The sequence below is a fragment of the Advenella sp. S44 genome, assembly GCF_002810445.1.
Lineage (GTDB): Bacteria > Pseudomonadota > Gammaproteobacteria > Burkholderiales > Burkholderiaceae_B > Advenella.
The window spans coordinates 226,082-244,944 of sequence record NZ_NEXS01000003.1 but is presented as its reverse complement, the minus strand read 5'-3'; the positions used below and the strand labels follow the sequence as shown (position 1 = coordinate 244,944).

The following is an 18,863-nucleotide window of genomic DNA, read 5'->3' as shown; positions in this document are numbered from 1 at the left end:
CACCATCGTGATCAAGCCAATTACGAGTTTTTGCCTTCGATCTCTTTGAGGCGGGCCGAGATCTTGCTCAGTTCTTCATCCAGGCTGGCGATCTGTTTTTTGCGATCCTGCTCACCCAGTTTGCTGTCACCGGCAATTTGCGAACGTTTTTTGAACAGTTCCAATTGGCGGATAGGCAGCAACTGGTCGTTGCTCGAAGGCTTGAACTTGCCCCACGCCAGTGCATTGAGCACTTTGAGCTCTTCGGGCTTGTCGCCATAGCTATCAAAAAACGCCTTGAGCTTGGCCTTGACATCATCCGGCAGATTTTTACGCCATACGATAGGATCGGCCGGAATCAGCGGAGACTTCCAGATCACCTTGAGCAACGCGGCTTTATCGGGACTGGTCTGGTTCAAACGCTCCAGCCCTTCGGTATTGAAGGTAGCCACATCGACCTGTTTGTTGGCAACAGACAAAGCATTCACTTCATGACTGCCATTGACCGCGCGCTTGAAAATCTTGTTGGCGTCCACATTATTTTCTGCGAACACATAGTAGCCTGGCACCAGGTAACCGGATGTGGAGTTCGGATCGCCATTGCTGAAATTGAGCGTCTTGGCATTGTCCAGCATGTCCTGGACCGAATTGATTTTGCTGTCTTTGTGGGCAACCAGCAGACTCCAGTAGCCAGGTTTGCCGTCTTTATCAACGGTTTGATATATCACCTCACCATTGGCCCGATCCACGGCTTCGATGGCCGATTTGTTGCCGTACCACGCAATATCGACTTTATCAAAGCGCATGCCTTGGATGATGCCGGCATAGTCAGGCGCAAAGAAAGCCTTGATTTTGTAGCCGGTTTTATTGGAAAGATCGGCCAGAAACGGTTCCCATACGGTTTTCAGGTTCTGGGAAGATTCCGTAGAGATAATGCCGAAATTAAGTTCCCTGGATTCCTGGGCCTGAACTGCAGCCGCCCCCATACCCAGTGCAAACAGGGAAACGCCGACACGGCGAATGATCGAATTGAACATGAAAATTCCTAATGAAATAAGGTTTAAGCTGCTGCCAGAACCAGGCGTGCCGGGTCTCTGGCGGGTGTTGGCTGGGGTGCCTCCTGTTCGCCGAACAGAAGTGCCGTACCGATTTCCGAGCCATACAGCTCGCTCAGAAAACCATTGCTCAGGCCGGCGATCGGGCCGTCGAAAAACTTTTTGCCGCTTTTGAGCGCGACTGCGTGACGACAGTATTTCACTGCGTAGTCAACCTGATGCAGCGTGACAATGATCGTTTTGCCGTCACGCTTATTGATATCGGCCAGAGTTTCCATGACCTTGCGCGCCGATTCCGGATCCAGCGAGGCAATGGGCTCATCGGCCAGGATAATTTCTGCCTTCTGACACAAGGCACGGGCGATGGCAACGCGTTGCTGCTGGCCGCCCGATAGCGTCGATGCGCGGCGATAGGCATACTCCAACAGGCCCACCCGCTCCAGTGCCTGCAACGCATTATTGATTTCTTCCTTGTTGAACAGGCCCAGGGCCCCGCGTACGCGCGACATGCGTCCCAGGCTGCCCAGCAGCACATTTTTTACCACCGACAGCCGCCCTACCAGGTTGAACTGCTGGAAAATATAACCAATGTCCGAGCGCAGGCGGCGAACGTTGCTGTTGAGCATTCCATCCTTCTGCATCTGCCGGCCCAGCATTTGTATGTCACCTCCCGCCTGGCGATCACCGATGGCCAGGCCAGCCAGATGGCGCAATAAAGTGGACTTGCCAGAACCGGAGGCGCCAATCAATGCCACCATGGCGCCCGGCGGCACATCCAGTTCCAGGTTGTGCAAAACTTGCCTTGTGCCGAATGTCTTGTTCAGATTCTGAACCCGGATTGCATGTGTCATGGTATTCCTTTCTATATTTGCGGTTACCTGATCCGCACCGTAATAAAAAGCGCGAGTGCAAGTAGCAGTTATGAGCAGGTCGCAGCCTGCCTGCTATGCATCGCCGCTATTGTTCAAGTGCCGCCATGTTAAGGAAACTGTGTGACACCCAAGTTAATGTCATCTTACAAAGATATTACAGTTGTGCTATTTGCATGCTGATTTACTAGACATGCGCAAGTCCCCGGCACAAGATTATTTTTATAATTAATCAAGGATTTGGCATGTTTGCCAAAAAGACTGCTGGCATTTGCTAGACAAGTTGATGCCACCAAAAAGATGTAACAGGCGCGTCGGCAAAACGAAAGTGCATGCGCGTTAGAACGGGCGCCCGTCGCACCCGTTGCGGATGAAAATGGGAGCGGGACCACGCTGGGCGCTGACACCATCCGTGCCAATGCATGCCTATTCGCTCGGTGCAGGTTTTGTGCTCGAGGCGGCGTAGGCTAGCGCATGGTCAAAAGACCCGCTTTCAGGCGCGGGGCTTGTTGCCAGGAACCAGCAGGAGCAGGATAAATGCAATAGCAAGCGCCAGCGCCGCCAGCATAAAAAGCAGCGGATACTGTCCGTTGGAACGGGCAAACACGAATGACATTGCATAGGCGGCGGCCGCCTGCATTAGCGCAAAAGCGGTTGTGGCCCTGCTCCAGGCCACTCTCTGATCAGCTGGCGAATGTGGCAGCATCTCGCGCAAGCGCCCCAAAACAAGCGGTACGATACCTGGCGTGAACGCACCCACTACAAAGCTGGAGATACCGAGCAGGATGGGCGATGTGCTGACAACGGGAAGACACACCATGAGCAACTGCAGCAGCAGTGCCCAACGCAGGACCGGCGCGTAGCCAATGCGATCGGCCGCGGCGCCGCTGCACAGGGGGCCAGCCATCGCACCCAGACCATAAATAACCCAAAACAAGGATCCTGTATTGACGCCCCAGCCCAATCCGCGTGCGACATAATCGACCAGAAACACCATATGCGCCACTAATCCCACCGCATTCAGGCCGTAGACAAGATAGAGCACGGGCAGGGCTCGACTACCGGTACCCGTAGACGGCGCGCGCAATGGCGGGGTTTGCATCGTCATTCGAGGATCTGCGCCGTTGGCCTTGTCTTCTGCCTTTACGGTAGCCTGAACTGCGGTTCGTTGCGCGGCAGCAGCGGCAATAAGATTGTGCGTTGTGGCCGCCTCAGACATGAATGGATTCTCGGAAGCAAACTGTGATGTCGGCAGGTCTTGGGGCCAACCGGGCCAGGCCAGCACAGTCAAAAGAAAAGACAGCAGCCCCAGTCCGAGCCAGGTTTGGGTCAATCCCAGTTGCAACAGCATTGGCATCAGCGTACCCGATGCCGCGACACCCAATCCCACGCCCGTAAAGATCACGCCGCTGGCCAGTCCGCGACGCGACGGCTGGATATAGGGCAGGATTGCAGTGGCAGCAAGCACCATCAGTGCGCCACCAGAGACGCCCGACAAAAAACGCCAAAGGAAAAACCAAACAAATGATATCGGCATGGCGCAGGCAAAAAACGCCAGCGTCGCCAGCAGCATCATGAGGCGCAAGGCAGCGCGGGTTCCAATGTACCGCGCAATGCCGGCGCCCAGCAACGCACCTACAAGATACCCGGCAAGATTGGCCGCGCCCAGGTAAGCGGCTGTGGAAGCCGCAAACCACTGTGCATTGATAATGGCCGGCAACAGCGGCGTGTACGCAAAGCGCGCCAGCCCGATGCCTACCAGGCTGGCGCAAAGTCCTGCCATCAACATCGGCCAGTTTGCTGATTTGGTCACTGAGTATCGGCACCCAGCAAAGCGCAAAAATTGGCCAGATCAACATTACCGCCGCTGATAATGATGCCGACACGCTTACCTTGCAACAGGTCTTTGACACTGCTGGCGCCGGCCAGCGACAGGCACCCCGTAGGCTCCACCAGTATTTTCATGCGCTCGGCATAAAAGCGCATGGCCTGGACCAATTGCTGGTCGGTGACAGTCAAAATATCGGCAACCTCGCGGGCAATGATAGGAAAAGTGTAGTTACCCAAAAACTGTGTCTGCGCACCATCGGCTATTGTCTTGGGCATATCGATATGTACGATATGCCCGGCGCGCAGGGACAGCTGTCCGTCGTTGCCGGCCTCGGGCTCTACACCATAGATCCGGCATTGCGGAGCAAGGGCTCGTGCTGCGAGGGCCGAGCCCGACAGTAATCCGCCACCGCCCAGACAGACAAAGAGCAGGTCCAGTGGGCCCGTCTCTTGCATCAACTCCATGGTGGCCGTACCCTGCCCGGCGATGACATCGGGGTGATCGTAGGGCGGGATAAGAGTATAGCCGTGTTCCTGGGCCAATGCCTTAGTGATGGCGGCGCGATCTTCCGTGTAGCGATCATATTGCACGATCTGTGCGCCATAGCTGCGCGTGGCTGCCAGCTTGGCGGCCGGCGCATCCAGCGGCATCACGATCGTGGCCTTGACCTTGAGCAGTGAGGCGGCCAGCGCCACCCCTTGTGCGTGGTTGCCCGAAGAAAACGCGATCACACCAGCGCGCCGGTGTGCACTGTCCAGTGCCGCGATCGCGTTGAAGGCGCCACGGAACTTGAATGCGCCTATGCGCTGAAGGTTTTCACACTTGAAATACAGGCTGGCGCCCAGCTGCGCATCTATGGTCCTGGAACGCAGCACCGGCGTACGATGCGCGTAGCCCTTGATTCTTTCTGCTGCGGCAACTACGTCGTCATAAGTGGGCAAAGTCTGCATATTACTCCTGTTTCATCATGGGTCTGCCGGGCAATGGGTGGTGTTCCTATCGGTTTATATCAATCAGCATATTCTACCCGGGTTTGAGCCAGTACAATGCAGCCTATCAACAAGCCATATCGAGAATCATCCATGTCCAGGAAAAATAACTCAGTTGCAATTATCGGCGCCGGTATTGTCGGCTTGTGTACAGCACATTCCCTTGCCAAGGCGGGCTGGCAGGTCACGATTTTTGACGCACAGAACCCGGGATCGCAATGCTCTTTCGGCAATGCCGGCGCACTGTCTGAAGGCTCGATAGCGCCACTGGCCATGCCTGGCGTCTTGCGGCAGGCGGCGTCCATGTTACTTGACAGCACGAGTGCGCTGCATGTTCCACCAGGCTATCTGTTGTCGGCCATGCCGTGGTTTCTGCGCTTCATTGCTGCATCCAGGCCGCAACGCGTTCAGCAGATCGCCGTCGCGCTGCACCAGTTGCTCACCGGTTCAGTACGCAACCATCAGGAGCTGGCCCGGCAGATCGGCTGCGCCCACCTGATCAAGAGCACCGGGCAATTGCATTTATATCCGAATGACAATGAGCGTGACAAGGACAAGGCATCGTGGCAGCTTCGGGCCGAGTTCGGTCTGGAGATGCACTCGATGGGCCGCTCGGCAATTGCCGAATTAGAGCCGGCAATCAGTGGCCGCTATTGCAGCGGCTGGTTTCTGCCCAATGACGGCTGGGTCAGCGACCCGTTTCAGTATTCACAAGCACTGGTCACAGCCAATACCGAACTTGGCGTGACATTCGTCACTGCAGGAATCAGCGGACTGCGTCGTGACAATGACAATTGGCATGTACACGGCCATGAACAATCCTGGCAGGCCGATCATGTGGTGGTATGCGCGGGCATGGGCTCTGGCGACCTGCTGGCAACACTGAACCTGCGAGTTCCGCTGGAAAGCCAGCGTGGCTATCACCTGCAGGCGCCCAACCCGGGCGTTAATCTGTCGCGCGTTGTGGTACTGGCAGACCGGAAAGTTTTCATGAATCCGATGCAGGGTCAGTTGCGGGTAGCCGGCACCGTCGAATTTGGCGGCACGCGCAAGCCCATGAATACGCAACGGGCCCTGCTGCTCAAAACACATGCACTGGCCGGCCTGGACAATCTGGATACCAGCGGCTTTACCACGTGGATGGGGCATCGGCCTTGCATGCCCGACTCGTTACCCGTCATCGGTCCCGTCGCCGGTATGCCGGGATTATGGACCGGTTTTGGACACGGGCATCTGGGACTGACCGGCTCTGTCAACACGGGCACGCTGCTAGCCCGCGCGATGGCAGGCCAGACAAGTGCAACAGAACTGGCGCCATTTGCGCTGAGTCGTTTCGGTTAAACCAGCAGGCACGTCGCCCGATGTCGCAACGCAGGCACAAAAGCCCGTCGCTCTCGGGCCGCGGCGGGCGCCGGGCAACGACAAGGTGAACGTTCAAAATAGAAGCGGCGGCGCGACCAGCCGCCCCGGCGGAACTCGCCTTCGCTATGCGCCTGACGTTTGCGTTATTAGCCACGCATGGTGACAAATTCCTCGGCCGCAGTCGGGTGAATGCCGATGGTGGCATCAAAATCTGCCTTGGTCGCGCCCATACGGACCGCAACGGCAAATCCCTGCACGATTTCTCCGGCATCGTCGCCTGCCATATGCAGGCCCACGACGCGATCGGATTTATTATCAACAATGAGCTTCATCATCATCCTGGCGGTACTGCCACTGAGCGTGTGCTTGAGCGGGCGAAATTCCGACCGATAAATCGTGACCTCGCCATACATCTGGCGCGCCTCATCTTCGCTATATCCGACCGTACCCACATTGGGATGGGTAAAAATTGCAGTTGGAATAAATTCATAACTCATTCGGCGCTGACCCTTCCCGAACAAATGATCCACCAGCACCATTGCCTCTCCCAGCGCAACCGGCGTCAGCTGGATTCTGTCAGTCACATCCCCCAGCGCATAAATGGATGACGCTGAAGTACGATAATTTTCATCGATCTGAATGGCGCCATTATGGTTCACCTGCACACCAGCAGCCTCCAGGTTCAGTCTCTGCACATTGGGCGCGCGCCCAGTCGCATAAAGCACCTGGTCGGCCTGCATGGTCGTGCCATCATTCAACCGCACCGACAAGGTACCGTCGTCATTTTTCTCTATGGCATCCACCTTGGTTTCAAAGTGAAAATTGACGCCAGCCTTTTCCATCTCTTGGGCAGTGAATGCGCATATTTCTTCATCAAAGCCGCGCAGGATGCGGTCGCGGCGAATCACGATATGTACCTGGGCACCCAGCCCATTGAAAATAGACGCAAATTCACATGCAATATACCCGGCTCCAACCACGACCAGCCGCTGCGGAAATTGCGGGACATCGAAAATTTCATTTGAAGTAATCACATGTTCGCGGCCCGGAAAATCGGGCACGACGGGCCAGCCACCGGTTGCAATCAGAATATGCCTGGCCGTGTACGTCTTGCCGTCGTCCATGCGAACTGTATTGGGTCCCGCCAGGGACGCCCAGCCAGACAGCAGCGTGGCCCCTGCGTTGGTAATCAGCGACTGATAGATGCCGTTAAGGCGGGAAATTTCCTTTGCCCGGTTGGTTTTCAGCACTGACCAGTCCAGCGAGGTCTCGCCGACGCGCCAGCCGAATCCGCGCGCCTCTTCAAACGCCTCATGGTAATGGGCAGCATAACTGTAGAGTTTTTTTGGAATACAACCGACATTGACGCAAGTGCCGCCCAGATCCGAGCCTTCTGCCACCGCCACCCGGGCGCCGGTTTGTGCGGCCATGCGCGAAGCGCGTACGCCGCCGCTGCCGCCGCCGATTACAAAAAAATCATAGTCGAAACTGTCCATACTGACTCCAAGTTCAAAATGCGCAATATTGTCGGGCGATTCTGCGACCGCAACCCGTAGCGGATTACGCGCATGCTATCGGGCGATGCTGCAATGCCCATACGTAATCACCGCCGGCAGCAACATCGCTTCAGCCCCGACTGATTGTAACCCCAGCGCTGCGGCAAGACGCGCAAAACCCTGGAGGTAATGTATTGCCGACCGCGGCAGGCAGTATAATCATGCCTTACGGAGAACCATGTTCATGTCACTGCCTCACACGACCTCCTTTTCTTCAGCGCTGTCCGCAGCACCCCCTGTCTGGCCCGTACTTGGCGTACTCGGCGGCATGGGACCGCTTGCCGGGGCCACCTTTGCCGCCAGGCTGGTGCAATTGACCCCGGTTACGGCTGATCAGGCCCATATTCCGGTATTGCTGCGCAATGATCCGCGCGTTCCTGATCGCACGGCGGCGCAACTGGAAGGTGGGCCAAGTCCGTTGCCTGCCATGCGCCAGGGCATGCAGGACCTGCAGCGCTGGGGCGCCCAATGCATTGCCATTCCCTGCAATACCGCGCATCTGTGGTTTGAACAGCTGCGCGACAGTGTACAGGTACCGGTCCTGCATATTGTCGAGTCGGTGATCCAGGACCTGCGGCGCAATGGCATTTGTGATGGACCGGTGGGCATCATGGGCACACCCGCTACCATGCAGCTGCGGCTTTACCAGGATGCCCTGATCGCTGCGGGATATGAACCCATGACGGGTAACGACAATAGCATTCGTGATTGGTCCGTGCAGGCCATTGCCGCGGTCAAATGCAACCAAAATGAACAGGCCTTTGCACCGGCGGCCAGGGCCGTCACGCGCCTTGTCGATATGGGCGCGCGGGCGGTGATCCTGGGCTGCACCGAATTGCCGCTGGCCATCCCGCCGTCGCGCCGGGACGCATTTCCAGTCGTAATTTCGGACTCGATCGATGCGCTGGCGCTCGCGGTACTCGATACGTTTTCGCACCGTAGCGGCACAAGCGACGACACAACCGGCCTGCAAGCCGGAGCCAAAAAACCGGAGGTATCATGACGGCGCCACAGACCACGATCGATCACATTGTCGTGACCGCTGCCGACCTGGATGCAGGCGCCGCTTATGTGCGCTCCTGTCTGGGCGTCGAACCCCTGCCTGGCGGAGAACACGCAAAAATGGGCACACATAATCGTCTGTTGCGCTGCGGCCCCGACTGTTATCTGGAAGTGATCGCCATTGACCCGAACGCGCCCGCGCCGCAGCGGCCACGCTGGTTTGGACTGGATACCATGACGCCGGACAGCACGGCCTCGCTGTCGGCCTGGGTCGTGCGCACTACCAATATCCGAACCCATGCAGCCGCCAGCACCCAGCCGTTGGGCCCCGTCACGCCCATGCAGCGCGCAAACCTGGACTGGCTGATTACGATTCCTGAAACCGGCATATCGCCCCTGGATGGTATGGCGCCGGCGCTTATTGAGTGGCAGACGCCCCGGTTGCCCGTATTATCCATGCCCGATCACGGCTTGTCGCTGGAAGCGCTTCATATCTATCACCCCGAGCCAAAGACAGTGCAAGCACTGCTGGCTAGCCTGCAACTGAAGGCGCCGGTATCGGTCTTTCCATCAAGCTCGGACAGCAAGCCCGCCCTGCGCGCGATCATCCGGACTGCTGCGGGTATCCGCGCGCTGGGTTGAACCGCTGCGGCGCTCGCACGCGATGGACAATGGAACTAGCGCAGCGCAACCGACATGGTGGAAAACACGTTCAAAGTGCGAATAACATGCTCAATACTATCTGCCGTAAACGAGAGCGTGACGCCATCAATACGGACCGTACCGGGCAGCAGACAGAATGCATCGGCCAGCGCCGCAGAGTTGGTTTGCAGCCGGCATTCATAAGGCGCGCTAATCACAAAAGGTTTCATTGGCTGGTTCAGGCTCGCCTGGACAGCCTTGCACATACCCTCACGTATGCGCGCACAAGCGGCTTGCGGCGTCAGCGTTGCCGCGCTGCCGTGTCCCATGGCCTGTTTGGTTTCGACCCATCCGGCAGTATCAAAAAGATCCCGGTTCTCCTGGATGAGAAATTGGTCGCCACTGCCGAAAATGACGGGCACGCCGAGCTCGCCGGCAAGCGCACCATAAAGCCCGGGTTCGCCCAACTCCATATCGTTGATCATGACCCGGGCAAAAGCGAAGCTGTTAATGGTGTGGGCCAGTACACCACGGCCCTGAGCCCGTGAATGATGCCCGATGAGTGCCACACCGCCCACGCCGAATTCCAGACCGGTCATCATGCTGTATACGCGCGGCTTGCCGCTGATTAAGATGGCGCGCTCGTCAATATCAGAAGCGACCATATTACGGAAGGCACCATGCGAATCATTGACATACACCGCCGTGGCGCCGCCATCGAAGGCGCCGGCAATGGCCGCGTTGGCCTCTGCCGTCATCCACTGTCGTGCACGTTCATACTCCACATTACCGGCGCGAACCTGCTGCGCGTCCACGACGCCCGCAACGCCTTCTATGTCTGTTGATACCAGTACCTTCATTGATTTATCCCGTGATTCTGTGATTCTGTGATTCTGTGATCTTTAGATCTTGTGATCCTGTAGTCCTGCAAGTTTGTGATTCTGCTGCCCATTATTGGCTTTACCGACTTTCCTGCTTATATCATCGTACGGGCGCCGCACAATGCAGAGTGCAACGCCCATCTTGGCGGCCATTATCGCGCTTCAGTCGTGCAGCCAGTCCGTGATTGACAATCGTGTGTTTCCATCACGTCCTGTTACCGCCGAGGCAGACCACAGCGAATTGATGATTGCCTGCTCGGTGGCTTCGGCAGCAGCATCAAATAATGGATCCAGTTGTACTTCATGCAGGGGCGCAGGCTGTGCCCCAACGGCATGCAATTGCTCGCCGGTTCGCATGACGGGTGCAAATGCAATTGCAATATCACCACTGCCATGTCCGAAGCTAGAACCCGTACGTGCCAGGCCGGCCGCCGCACGCAGGCTTAAGCGCCGCAATTGCCGGGCGTCAAGTGGGGCATCGGTAGCCAGCACAATGATGATCGACCCCTTATCAGGCGAATCTTCGGGTATGCCTGGCGTTGGCTGACGCGTTGCCGCGCGCAGCGCCATGCGCCTCTTGATATCCAGGCCCAGCATGCTGCCATTGACGCGCAACTGGCGCAGCTTGCCAAAATTGGACAGCACAAGCGCGCCCACGATATAGTCCGGCGCACTGGCTGCCAGCGATCCTTCCTGTTGTGCAATCCTCGAAGCCGTGCCGATGCCGCCCTTCAGTCCAAAGCTGCTCATGCCCCGCCCTGCGCCCACGGCGCCTTGCTCCAATGACACAGCGGCGTTAGCGCAAGCGTTCAAGTAGTCCGTTTCCGCCACGGCCATGGCCTGAATGTCATTTAGATACCCGTCATTGCACTCCAGCACGAGCGGATTGACCGTCGGCCATTCGCGTCCGATTTTCGGGTTGGCCGCAATCGCCTGGCGTATCTGGGCCTGCGCCACTATCGGTACGGAAAAAGTATTGGTTAGCGCCAACGGCGTTTCAATGACACCCAGTTCCTGCAACTGCAGCAATCCCGTGCTTTTGCCAAAGCCGTTGATGACCGACGCGCCGGCCGCCACCTTGTTGAGGAACAAATCATCCGCGTGCGGATAGATAACGGTGACGCCAGTCTGGATCGCACCACGAGCCAATGTGACGTGTCCCACTTTTACACCGGGCACATCGGTGATGCGATTGTGCGGCCCGGCAGGCAAGATGCCCACCACTGGCGCTGTCACGGTCGCCAATTGATTATCAAAATCAGTCATATACACTCGTTTGGCAGTGTCGGCAGCCTGGCTGCGGACACCACGAAGTTATTGCCGGTCGATCTTCGGATCCAGTGCGTCCCGCAAGCCATCGCCAAGCAGATTGAATGCCAGCACGGTCAGGAAGATGGCCAATGACGGGAAAATGGCCACATGCGGGGCCAGCACCATATCTGAGCGCGCCTCGTTAAGCATTGCGCCCCATTCCGGCGTCGGCGGTTGTGCGCCCAGCCCGATAAACGACAACGATGCCGCCGTAATAATGGATGTCCCGATACGCATAGTGCCGTATACCAGGATAGGCGATATCGTACCCGGCAGAATATGTTTGAAAATAATCGTAAAATCAGAGGCGCCGATGCTTCGCACCGCCTCGATGTATGTCATGTTTTTCAGCGACAAGGTATTGCCCCGTACCAGCCGTGCAAATGCCGGAATACTGAATACCGCAACGGCAATAACGACATTGACCATACTGGGACCGAGCACTGCGATCACGCCGATGGCAAGCAAAATGCCAGGGAAAGCCAGCAATACATCTGAAATCCGCATGACGAACCGTTCCCACCAGCCCTCGTAGTAGCCGGCAAGCAGGCCCAGCACCGTGCCGATAATGGCGCCCAGTGCCACTGAAATAAAGCCCGCAGCAAGCGAGATACGTGTGCCCATCACAATCCGGCTGAAAATATCGCGACCCAGCGAATCGACACCCAGCCAGTGCAGAAATGACGGCGGCTGGTTAATACGATCGTAGTCAAAATAGTTCTCTGGATCAAAAGGCACGAGCCATGGCGCCAGGCAGGCAACAATGACAAGCGCAATAATGAAGCATGCCGCGACCACAGCCAGGTGCTGCTTGCGAAACTTGCGGATAAATTCCGTCATCGGGGTGCGGATGCGTTCCCTTTGTGGCGGCAGCGATTCTATCGGAGAAGAAGTTACTTGCGTCATGTCTGTCCCGTTATTTGTAACGGATAGTCGGATTGATCACGCCATACAGCACGTCAACAATCAGATTAATCAAAATGAATTCAAAGGAGAACAGCAGAACCAGACCCTGAATAATCGGATAGTCCCGTGCCGAGACGGCATCAACCAGCAGCGTGCCCATCCCGGGCCAGCCAAAGACGGTTTCCACCACGATTGAGCCCCCCAGCAGAAAGCCGAACTGCAGGCCCATCATCGTAATCACGGGAATCAATGCGTTGCGCAGCGTATGTTTGACGATGACGATTTTTTCAGACAAACCTTTAGCTCGCGCCGTACGCACGAAGTCTTCCTGAATCACCTCGACGAACGAGGCTCGGGTAAAGCGCGCCATAATGGCTGCTACGGCCGCCCCCAGGGTAAAGGACGGCAAAATATAATGCTGCCAGCTGGTCGCGCCCACCGAAGGCAGCCAACCCAACTGGACAGCAAAAATCTGGATCAGGATCATTCCCAAAGCAAATGGCGGGAAGGAAATGCCTGAAACCGCCAATGTCATAAACAGCCGATCGGGCCAGCGGTTGCGCCACACGGCAGACACCACGCCGATCACCAGACCGAAAATCACAGACCAGACCATGCTGGCGATGGTCAGCAGCAGCGTGGGCGAAAAGCGCGCGGCAATTTCCGTCAAAACCGGCCGCTTGGTGCGTAATGATGTTCCCAGGTCACCCTGGCTCAGGTTAAGAAGATAATGACCGAACTGTTGCGGCAGAGGCAAATCCAGCCCCAGTTGCTCGCGGATGTTCTGCACCGTCTCGGCATCTGCCTCGGGCCCTGCAGCAAGCCTGGCCGGATCGCCGGGCAGCATATGTACGAACAGGAACACCACCACGCAGACCAGCATCAGCGTCGGTATCATTCCGAAAATCCGTTTAACCAGATAGGAAAGCATTTTTGAATCCATTGGGCCGCGACACCCTGAAGTGTCGCGGCTATTTCAATTGCAATTAAACTGCGAAGCAGGCCGGATCAGTCCTTCAGACTGACATCCCTGAAGTAGTAAGAAGCATCGGGCATGACATGAAAACCGTCAAGCTTTTTGCTGCGTGCCGCTACGGTATCGGCCGTATTCAGGAATACCCAGGGCGCATCCTTGTAAATCTGTTCCTGCGCATCTTTATAGAACTCGGCTTTCTGGGCTTTGTCGGTCGTTTTCAAGGCGTCGGACAGATCCTTGTCAACTTGCTCGTTTTTATAATAAGAGAAGTTGGCGAAGGTAGGCGGCCATGAATCGCCTGCCAGCAACGGGCTCAATGCCCAGTTGGCCTCGCCGGTAGAGGCTGACCAGCCAATGTAATACATACGCACCTTGGCGTCTTCCGGTTTTTGCACCGATTCAACCCGTTGTACGCGCTGGCCGGCTTCCAGAGCCTCGACCGATACTTTTACACCGACCTGGCGCAATTGTTGCTGAATAAACTGGATCGCCTTGACAGAAGTTCCATCGTTGTAAGCGCTCCACAGCGTGGTCTCAAATCCTTGTGGGTAACCGGCTTCAGCCAACAGTTCGCGGGCCTTTTTCGGGTCATAGGGCCAGGGTTTCATTTTTTGCGCAAATTCGACCTTGTCTGGAACCACACCTTCGGCAACACGTGCGTATCCGTTAAATACAACCTTGTTCAGGGCTTCTTTATTGATCGCATAGTTCATGGCTTCGCGCACTTTCGGATTGTCGAAAGGCTTGACCTGATTATTCATGGCGATATAGCGCGCAATAATGGACGGCTCGGCAAGCAAATCAAGCTTGTCATTTTTCTTCAGGATCGATGTCTGTTCATACGGAATCGGATAGGTAAACTGCGCCTCGCCAGTCTGCATGACCGCAGCGCGCGTATTGTTATCGGTCACCACACGGAAATTGATAGTATCGACCTTGGCCAGCTGTTCCTTGTTCCAGTAACCGTCGAATTTTTTCATCTTCACATTCTGACCCGGATTCCATTCAACGAACGTATATTGTCCCGTACCCGTCGGGTGCAGATTGATATCTTTGCCGTATTTCTCCAGGGCCGCAGGCGAAATCATCATGGCTGAGGGGTGAGCCAGATTGTTAATGAAGGCGGAGAACGGTGCTTTGAGGATAACTTTAACGGTGGTCGGATCGATCACATCGACCTTCGCAATGTCCTTGAACTGGTTGTAGCGTCCCAGCGCATTACTGCGATCCATGACTCGCTCGAAATTGACTTTGACCGCTTCGGCATTAAAGTCGGTGCCATCATGAAATTTAACGCCCTCACGCAGCTTGAATGTATAGGTCAGGCCATCTTCACTGACCTCATAACCGGTAGCCAGCAGCGGGTGGATCTTGAAATCAAGATCGAACATGAACAGCCCTTCGTACCAGCCCTTGCCCACCGCCTGCGACTGTGTCGAATTGGTGTTATAGGGATCAAGGGAATCAAAACCATAAGGGACCGCTACCGTGACATCTTTGGCTGCCAGCGCGGTGTGGGAAAAGGCCAGGCACGCCATCATGGCCGGGACCAGCACTGCTTTGCGAAGATAAAAAGACTTCATGAAAAATCTCCCTGCTAAGGATAAAAAGAGGTTAAACGCCGTTCAGACAGAACGGCATAAAAATCAGTAGATACCGACCGAGTGACGCGCAACAAAATGGTCCGTACCCACCTGCTCCAGCGGCAATACCTGCGGCTCATCGCCAATTGCGCGCACCGGACTGGGAATATCGCCTGCCATTAACGTAGCAAGCCTGTGCCGGCGCTGCGGATCGGCAATGGGAACCGCTGCCATGAGTTTTTGTGTGTAAGGATGCTGGGGGTTTTCGAATATTTCACGACGCGATCCCAGCTCGACAATCTGCCCCAAATACATGACTGCCACTCGATGGCTGATCCGCTCAACCACTGCCATGTCATGTGAAATAAACAGAAATGAAATACCAAATTCTTTTTGCAGATCCATCAACAGATTCACAATTTGCGCCTGAATCGATACATCGAGCGCCGAGACAGACTCATCTGCGATGACCACCTTGGGGTTGAGCGCCAGTGCCCGGGCAATGCAAATCCGCTGACGCTGACCACCGGAAAACTCATGCGGGTAGCGCTGTGCCATGGCTGGCGGCAGGCCGACTTTTTCCAGCAGCCATTCGACGCGCGCCAACGCGTCGCGGCCACTGGCCACGCGATGGATCAGCAAAGGTTCCATGATGGAGTAGCCGACGGTCTGGCGCGGATCCAGCGAGGCGTACGGGTCCTGGAAAATAAACTGAATATCGCGCCGCACTGCCTGCATATCTTGCGTACTGAGCTTGCTGATATCGCGTCCCTGGAACAGAATCTGTCCCGAGTGCGCCTGGATCAGGCGCAGCAGCGAGCGGCCCGTCGTGGATTTGCCGCAACCGGACTCTCCGACAAGGGCCAGGGTTTCAGCCGGATATAGATCGAAACTGACTTTTTCAACGGCATGCACGCGCTTGGCAACGCGATTGAAAATGCCGCTGGTCACATCGAACCGCGTGACCAGGTCCTTGACTTGCAGGATCGGACCGGCCTGGCGATCGGGCTCCAGCACCACCGGCTCGTGCGGGGTCACCGTTTCATCAGCACCCGCCTGTTGGAGGGACAGCAAGTCAAAATGGGCCGGTAATGACGTGCCATTCATTGACCCCAGCCGCGGCACGGCCGACAGCAACGCCTTCGTATAGGCATGTTGCGGATTATGGAAAATGGCCTGGGCGCTGTTCTGTTCGACCTTGTTTCCCTTGAACATGACAAGAACGCGATCGGCCACTTCGGCCACCACGCCCATATCGTGCGTGATAAAGATCACGCCCATGTTCATTTCTTTCTGCAGTTCCCGGATCAATTGCAGGATCTGCGCCTGAATGGTCACATCCAGCGCAGTCGTGGGTTCGTCGGCAATCAGTAGAGCCGGCTTACAGGCCAGTGCCATGGCAATCATGACACGCTGACGCATGCCGCCGGACAGTTGATGAGGGAACCGTGACAGCACGGCACGGGCTTCGGGAATGCGCACCTGATCGAGCATGCGCAAGGCTTGCGCCATGGCCTGCTGATTGCTCAGTCCCTGGTGCAGGCGAATCGATTCAGCGATCTGGTCGCCGACCGAGAATACCGGATTGAGCGACGTCATCGGTTCCTGAAAAATCATGGCCATATCGGCCCCGCGAATGGCGCGCAATTGCGCACCGGACAGGCCGGTCAGGTCCACAACCTGCCCCTGGCGCCGACGGAACAGCATTTGACCACTGGTGATGCGACCGCCACCATGCTCGACCAGGCGCATAAGCGAGAGCGAGGTCACCGATTTACCGGAGCCGGATTCGCCGACGATGGCTAGCGTTTCGCCGCGTCCAACGGTAAAGGACAAATCCTGAACCGCCTGCACCGTTCTTTCAGAACCAACAAAACTGACACTCAGATTGCGTACGTCCAGAACGTGGTCCGGCGCGAGCGCTTCAGTATTGTTTGCCGCTGGCTTGTCGGTGTTTGTATTAATCACATTTGTATTCACTTGCTGTTTCTCCGTACCGCCTACAGCGCCGCTCAGGTATCGAGTCAGCGATAAATTTCCACTACCGGATCTTGCCCGATCCGCAAGTAGCCCCGATACATGCCTTCTGAGTTAAATGGCAACGCCACATTACCCGTGGCGTCAACAGCAATCAGGCCGCCCACGCCGCCGATAGCCGGCAGTTTGTCGAACACGACATTGTCGGCCGCCTGCACCAGCGTGCGACCGGCGTATTGCATTTGTGCAGCCACGTCATACGCCGCGACACTGCGAATAAACATTTCGCCGGTACCGGTGCTGGACACTGCGCAACTGTGATTGCTGGCGTAGCAGCCGGCGCCGATGATGGGCGAATCGCCAACCCGGCCAGGCTGTTTGTTGGTCATACCGCCGGTCGATGTCGCTGCAGCCAGGTTGCCAGCCTGGTCCAGCGCGACTGCTCCAACCGTGCCCATTTTTTTGTCTTCATCCAGCGGTGCGGCATTGTCGCGCTGCACTTTTTCCACCGCGTCGTGATCCAGGACAAAGCCACCGGTGCCGGTGGCGCGAACACGATCAAGCTGTTCGCGGCGCAGGGGCGTGCTGAAGTAGTCCGGTTCGACCATTTCCAGACCCGCCGCCTCGGCAAGCGCTTCTGCCGGTTTGCCGCAAAAGAAAACGTGATCGCTGGTTTCCATTACCGCTCTTGCTGCCAGCACCGGATTGCGCACCGTAGAGACCGATGCCACCGAGCCGCAGCCCAGCGTGGCGCCATCCATGATGGCAGCGTCCATTTCATGCGTGGCCGCACTGGTAAATACCGAGCCATGTCCGGCATTAAACAGGGGACAGTCCTCCAGCATGCGCACCGCCAGCGTCACGGCATCCAGTGCCGAGCCACCCTGCGCGAGTACGGCACTGCTCTGGACCAGGATATCGTTCAAGGCGCCTTCGTAGGCGGCCTGCTGTTGCGGCGTGATGGTTTCGCGAGACAGGGCGCCGGCCCCGCCGTGAATGGCGATAATGGCAGTTGTCATGCCGATGTTTCTCCGTGAATGAGCCAGGGGGTAATGGTTTCTGCCACTTCAGTGGCAATTTCAACTGAAAAGGGTGATCGATAGTCCAGCGCGGCCATCAACGCATCAATCAGGGCCAGTGCCACTGGGTCGCTATTGGTATCGTAAATGCTGTCACTGGAAATATACAAAATGCAATCGCAGTGCGGCACAACAGGAGAGGTCGCCTTATCCGTCAGACCGAGCACGCTGGCGCCACGCGAATGGGCTTTTTGCACGATCCTGACCGTATCGGCCAGATACCGGGGGAACGTTAACGCAATCACCAAGTCCTGCTCATCAACCAGCGCCAATCGACGGGCGGCGTAGGTTGAGCCGCCGGGACCGGCAAGGCTGACCACCATGTCATTGTGCGCAAACAGGCGTCGTTCCAGCAATCCGGCCAAATAGCCACTGGTCCCAAGGCCCAGTATAAAAATGCGCCGGGCGGCCAGAATCATATCGACCGCCTTGTCACAGGTCTCGGCGTTCAGGTTAAGGCGGGTTTTCTCCAGATTACGCTGACCCTCCACAAGTACGTTAGACATGATTTCCTGATTGCTGGCCGGATACGATTGTTCTTTTTTCAGTCGATTGACCGATTCCAGTACGCCTTCGAAGCCTTTGATAATGTTTTGCCGAAACTGCGCATAACCCGGGTAACCCAGCGCCCGCGCAAAGCGATTGGCACTGGCGCTGGAAACACCCGCTGCCTGTGCAAATTCGTCAATCGACATGATGGCGACTTTGAACGGATGTTCGAGCACATAGGCGCCAAGCCGCCGCTGGGGCTTAGTCAACTCTGGCAGTCGTTTGGCCAGCGCCCGCGTAAATTCGGTTTCAATCATGGGCAATGAAGTGTGATACGGTTTCGGAGAATGGCCGAAGGCGCTCTCCAGCGATGTAA

At 56.6% G+C, this 18,863-nt stretch carries 16 protein-coding genes; 3 read left to right on the top strand and 13 right to left on the bottom strand.

From position 1 onward, the window contains the following. Window positions 1–20: 20 nt before the first annotated feature. The 4 genes from phnD to CAP48_RS05155 all read right to left on the bottom strand — a co-directional run bounded on the left by phnD (window position 21) and on the right by CAP48_RS05155 (window position 4,684). The gene (phnD, locus tag CAP48_RS05170) at window positions 21–1,016 is read right to left on the bottom strand and encodes a phosphonate ABC transporter substrate-binding protein (protein ID WP_100694955.1); all 996 of its coding nucleotides are present in this window, start codon (window positions 1,014–1,016) and stop codon (window positions 21–23) included. Between the two features lie 23 nt (window positions 1,017–1,039). Next, window positions 1,040–1,885 (bottom strand): phosphonate ABC transporter ATP-binding protein, encoded by an 846-nt coding sequence (phnC, locus tag CAP48_RS05165; RefSeq protein ID WP_100694954.1) that lies wholly within the window; start codon window positions 1,883–1,885, stop codon window positions 1,040–1,042. 511 nt (window positions 1,886–2,396) lie between these two features. Continuing rightward, the gene (locus CAP48_RS05160) at window positions 2,397–3,692 is read right to left on the bottom strand and encodes a YbfB/YjiJ family MFS transporter (RefSeq protein WP_100694953.1); all 1,296 of its coding nucleotides are present in this window, start codon (window positions 3,690–3,692) and stop codon (window positions 2,397–2,399) included. A gap of 20 nt (window positions 3,693–3,712) precedes the next feature. Continuing rightward, complete coding sequence (locus CAP48_RS05155; RefSeq protein WP_100694952.1) at window positions 3,713–4,684, bottom strand: threo-3-hydroxy-L-aspartate ammonia-lyase; 972 nt, start codon at window positions 4,682–4,684, stop codon at window positions 3,713–3,715. Window positions 4,685–4,816: 132 nt separating this feature from the next. Between CAP48_RS05155 and CAP48_RS05150 the strand changes: the two genes are divergently transcribed. After that, a complete protein-coding gene (locus CAP48_RS05150) occupies window positions 4,817–6,064 on the top strand; it encodes an FAD-binding oxidoreductase (protein WP_100696619.1) in 1,248 nt (415 codons plus the stop codon). A 167-nt stretch (window positions 6,065–6,231) separates the two neighbouring features. Here CAP48_RS05150 and gorA read toward each other — a convergent pair whose 3' ends face one another. Further along, window positions 6,232–7,581 carry a glutathione-disulfide reductase gene (gene gorA, locus CAP48_RS05145; RefSeq protein ID WP_100694951.1) on the bottom strand — a complete coding sequence of 450 codons (1,350 nt, stop codon included), beginning with the start codon at window positions 7,579–7,581 and terminating at the stop codon, window positions 6,232–6,234. Between the two features lie 244 nt (window positions 7,582–7,825). On the opposite strand from gorA, the gene CAP48_RS05140 reads away from it, so the two are divergent. Then, complete coding sequence (locus CAP48_RS05140; protein WP_100696617.1) at window positions 7,826–8,644, top strand: aspartate/glutamate racemase family protein; 819 nt, start codon at window positions 7,826–7,828, stop codon at window positions 8,642–8,644. Then, window positions 8,641–9,285, top strand: coding sequence for a VOC family protein (locus tag CAP48_RS05135; protein ID WP_100694950.1), 645 nt, complete (start codon window positions 8,641–8,643; stop codon window positions 9,283–9,285). Before CAP48_RS05140 ends, CAP48_RS05135 begins: the two co-directional genes overlap by 4 nt. 35 nt (window positions 9,286–9,320) lie before the next feature. Here the strand turns inward: CAP48_RS05135 and CAP48_RS05130 are convergent, their stop codons facing one another. The 8 genes from CAP48_RS05130 to CAP48_RS05095 all read right to left on the bottom strand — a co-directional run bounded on the left by CAP48_RS05130 (window position 9,321) and on the right by CAP48_RS05095 (window position 18,804). After that, window positions 9,321–10,145, bottom strand: a complete 825-nt coding sequence (locus CAP48_RS05130; protein ID WP_100694949.1) for a M55 family metallopeptidase — start codon at window positions 10,143–10,145, stop codon at window positions 9,321–9,323. A gap of 183 nt (window positions 10,146–10,328) precedes the next feature. Continuing rightward, a complete protein-coding gene (locus tag CAP48_RS05125) occupies window positions 10,329–11,432 on the bottom strand; it encodes a P1 family peptidase (protein ID WP_100694948.1) in 1,104 nt (367 codons plus the stop codon). A gap of 48 nt (window positions 11,433–11,480) precedes the next feature. After that, window positions 11,481–12,383 carry a glutathione ABC transporter permease GsiD gene (gene gsiD / locus CAP48_RS05120; protein WP_100694947.1) on the bottom strand — a complete coding sequence of 301 codons (903 nt, stop codon included), beginning with the start codon at window positions 12,381–12,383 and terminating at the stop codon, window positions 11,481–11,483. A gap of 10 nt (window positions 12,384–12,393) precedes the next feature. Next, window positions 12,394–13,314: a glutathione ABC transporter permease GsiC gene (gene gsiC, locus CAP48_RS05115; RefSeq protein WP_100694946.1), complete on the bottom strand. Its 921-nt coding sequence runs from the start codon at window positions 13,312–13,314 to the stop codon at window positions 12,394–12,396. A gap of 77 nt (window positions 13,315–13,391) precedes the next feature. Further along, the gene (gene gsiB, locus CAP48_RS05110; RefSeq protein WP_100694945.1) at window positions 13,392–14,942 is read right to left on the bottom strand and encodes a glutathione ABC transporter substrate-binding protein GsiB; all 1,551 of its coding nucleotides are present in this window, start codon (window positions 14,940–14,942) and stop codon (window positions 13,392–13,394) included. A 63-nt stretch (window positions 14,943–15,005) separates the two neighbouring features. Continuing rightward, window positions 15,006–16,844, bottom strand: coding sequence for a dipeptide ABC transporter ATP-binding protein (locus CAP48_RS05105; protein ID WP_369806341.1), 1,839 nt, complete (start codon window positions 16,842–16,844; stop codon window positions 15,006–15,008). A 122-nt stretch (window positions 16,845–16,966) separates the two neighbouring features. Continuing rightward, window positions 16,967–17,938, bottom strand: a complete 972-nt coding sequence (locus CAP48_RS05100; RefSeq protein ID WP_100694944.1) for an isoaspartyl peptidase/L-asparaginase family protein — start codon at window positions 17,936–17,938, stop codon at window positions 16,967–16,969. Next, on the bottom strand, window positions 17,935–18,804 hold the full coding sequence (locus CAP48_RS05095) for a MurR/RpiR family transcriptional regulator (RefSeq protein WP_100694943.1): 870 nt from the start codon (window positions 18,802–18,804) through the stop codon (window positions 17,935–17,937). Before CAP48_RS05095 ends, CAP48_RS05100 begins: the two co-directional genes overlap by 4 nt. Window positions 18,805–18,863 lie beyond the last annotated feature (59 nt).

What these genes read in the sequence shown, in the direction of transcription:
- phnD (WP_100694955.1), bottom strand. Translation starts at nt 1,016, where the DNA reads ATGTTCAATTCGATCATTCGCCGTGTCGGCGTTTCCCTGTTTGCACTG.
- phnC (WP_100694954.1), bottom strand. Translation starts at nt 1,885, where the DNA reads ATGACACATGCAATCCGGGTTCAGAATCTGAACAAGACATTCGGCACA.
- CAP48_RS05160 (WP_100694953.1), bottom strand. Translation starts at nt 3,692, where the DNA reads ATGTTGATGGCAGGACTTTGCGCCAGCCTGGTAGGCATCGGGCTGGCG.
- CAP48_RS05155 (WP_100694952.1), bottom strand. Translation starts at nt 4,684, where the DNA reads ATGCAGACTTTGCCCACTTATGACGACGTAGTTGCCGCAGCAGAAAGA.
- CAP48_RS05150 (WP_100696619.1), top strand. Translation starts at nt 4,817, where the DNA reads ATGTCCAGGAAAAATAACTCAGTTGCAATTATCGGCGCCGGTATTGTC.
- gorA (WP_100694951.1), bottom strand. Translation starts at nt 7,581, where the DNA reads ATGGACAGTTTCGACTATGATTTTTTTGTAATCGGCGGCGGCAGCGGC.
- CAP48_RS05140 (WP_100696617.1), top strand. Translation starts at nt 7,826, where the DNA reads ATGTCACTGCCTCACACGACCTCCTTTTCTTCAGCGCTGTCCGCAGCA.
- CAP48_RS05135 (WP_100694950.1), top strand. Translation starts at nt 8,641, where the DNA reads ATGACGGCGCCACAGACCACGATCGATCACATTGTCGTGACCGCTGCC.
- CAP48_RS05130 (WP_100694949.1), bottom strand. Translation starts at nt 10,145, where the DNA reads ATGAAGGTACTGGTATCAACAGACATAGAAGGCGTTGCGGGCGTCGTG.
- CAP48_RS05125 (WP_100694948.1), bottom strand. Translation starts at nt 11,432, where the DNA reads ATGACTGATTTTGATAATCAATTGGCGACCGTGACAGCGCCAGTGGTG.
- gsiD (WP_100694947.1), bottom strand. Translation starts at nt 12,383, where the DNA reads ATGACGCAAGTAACTTCTTCTCCGATAGAATCGCTGCCGCCACAAAGG.
- gsiC (WP_100694946.1), bottom strand. Translation starts at nt 13,314, where the DNA reads ATGCTTTCCTATCTGGTTAAACGGATTTTCGGAATGATACCGACGCTG.
- gsiB (WP_100694945.1), bottom strand. Translation starts at nt 14,942, where the DNA reads ATGAAGTCTTTTTATCTTCGCAAAGCAGTGCTGGTCCCGGCCATGATG.
- CAP48_RS05100 (WP_100694944.1), bottom strand. Translation starts at nt 17,938, where the DNA reads ATGACAACTGCCATTATCGCCATTCACGGCGGGGCCGGCGCCCTGTCT.
- CAP48_RS05095 (WP_100694943.1), bottom strand. Translation starts at nt 18,804, where the DNA reads ATGATTGAAACCGAATTTACGCGGGCGCTGGCCAAACGACTGCCAGAG.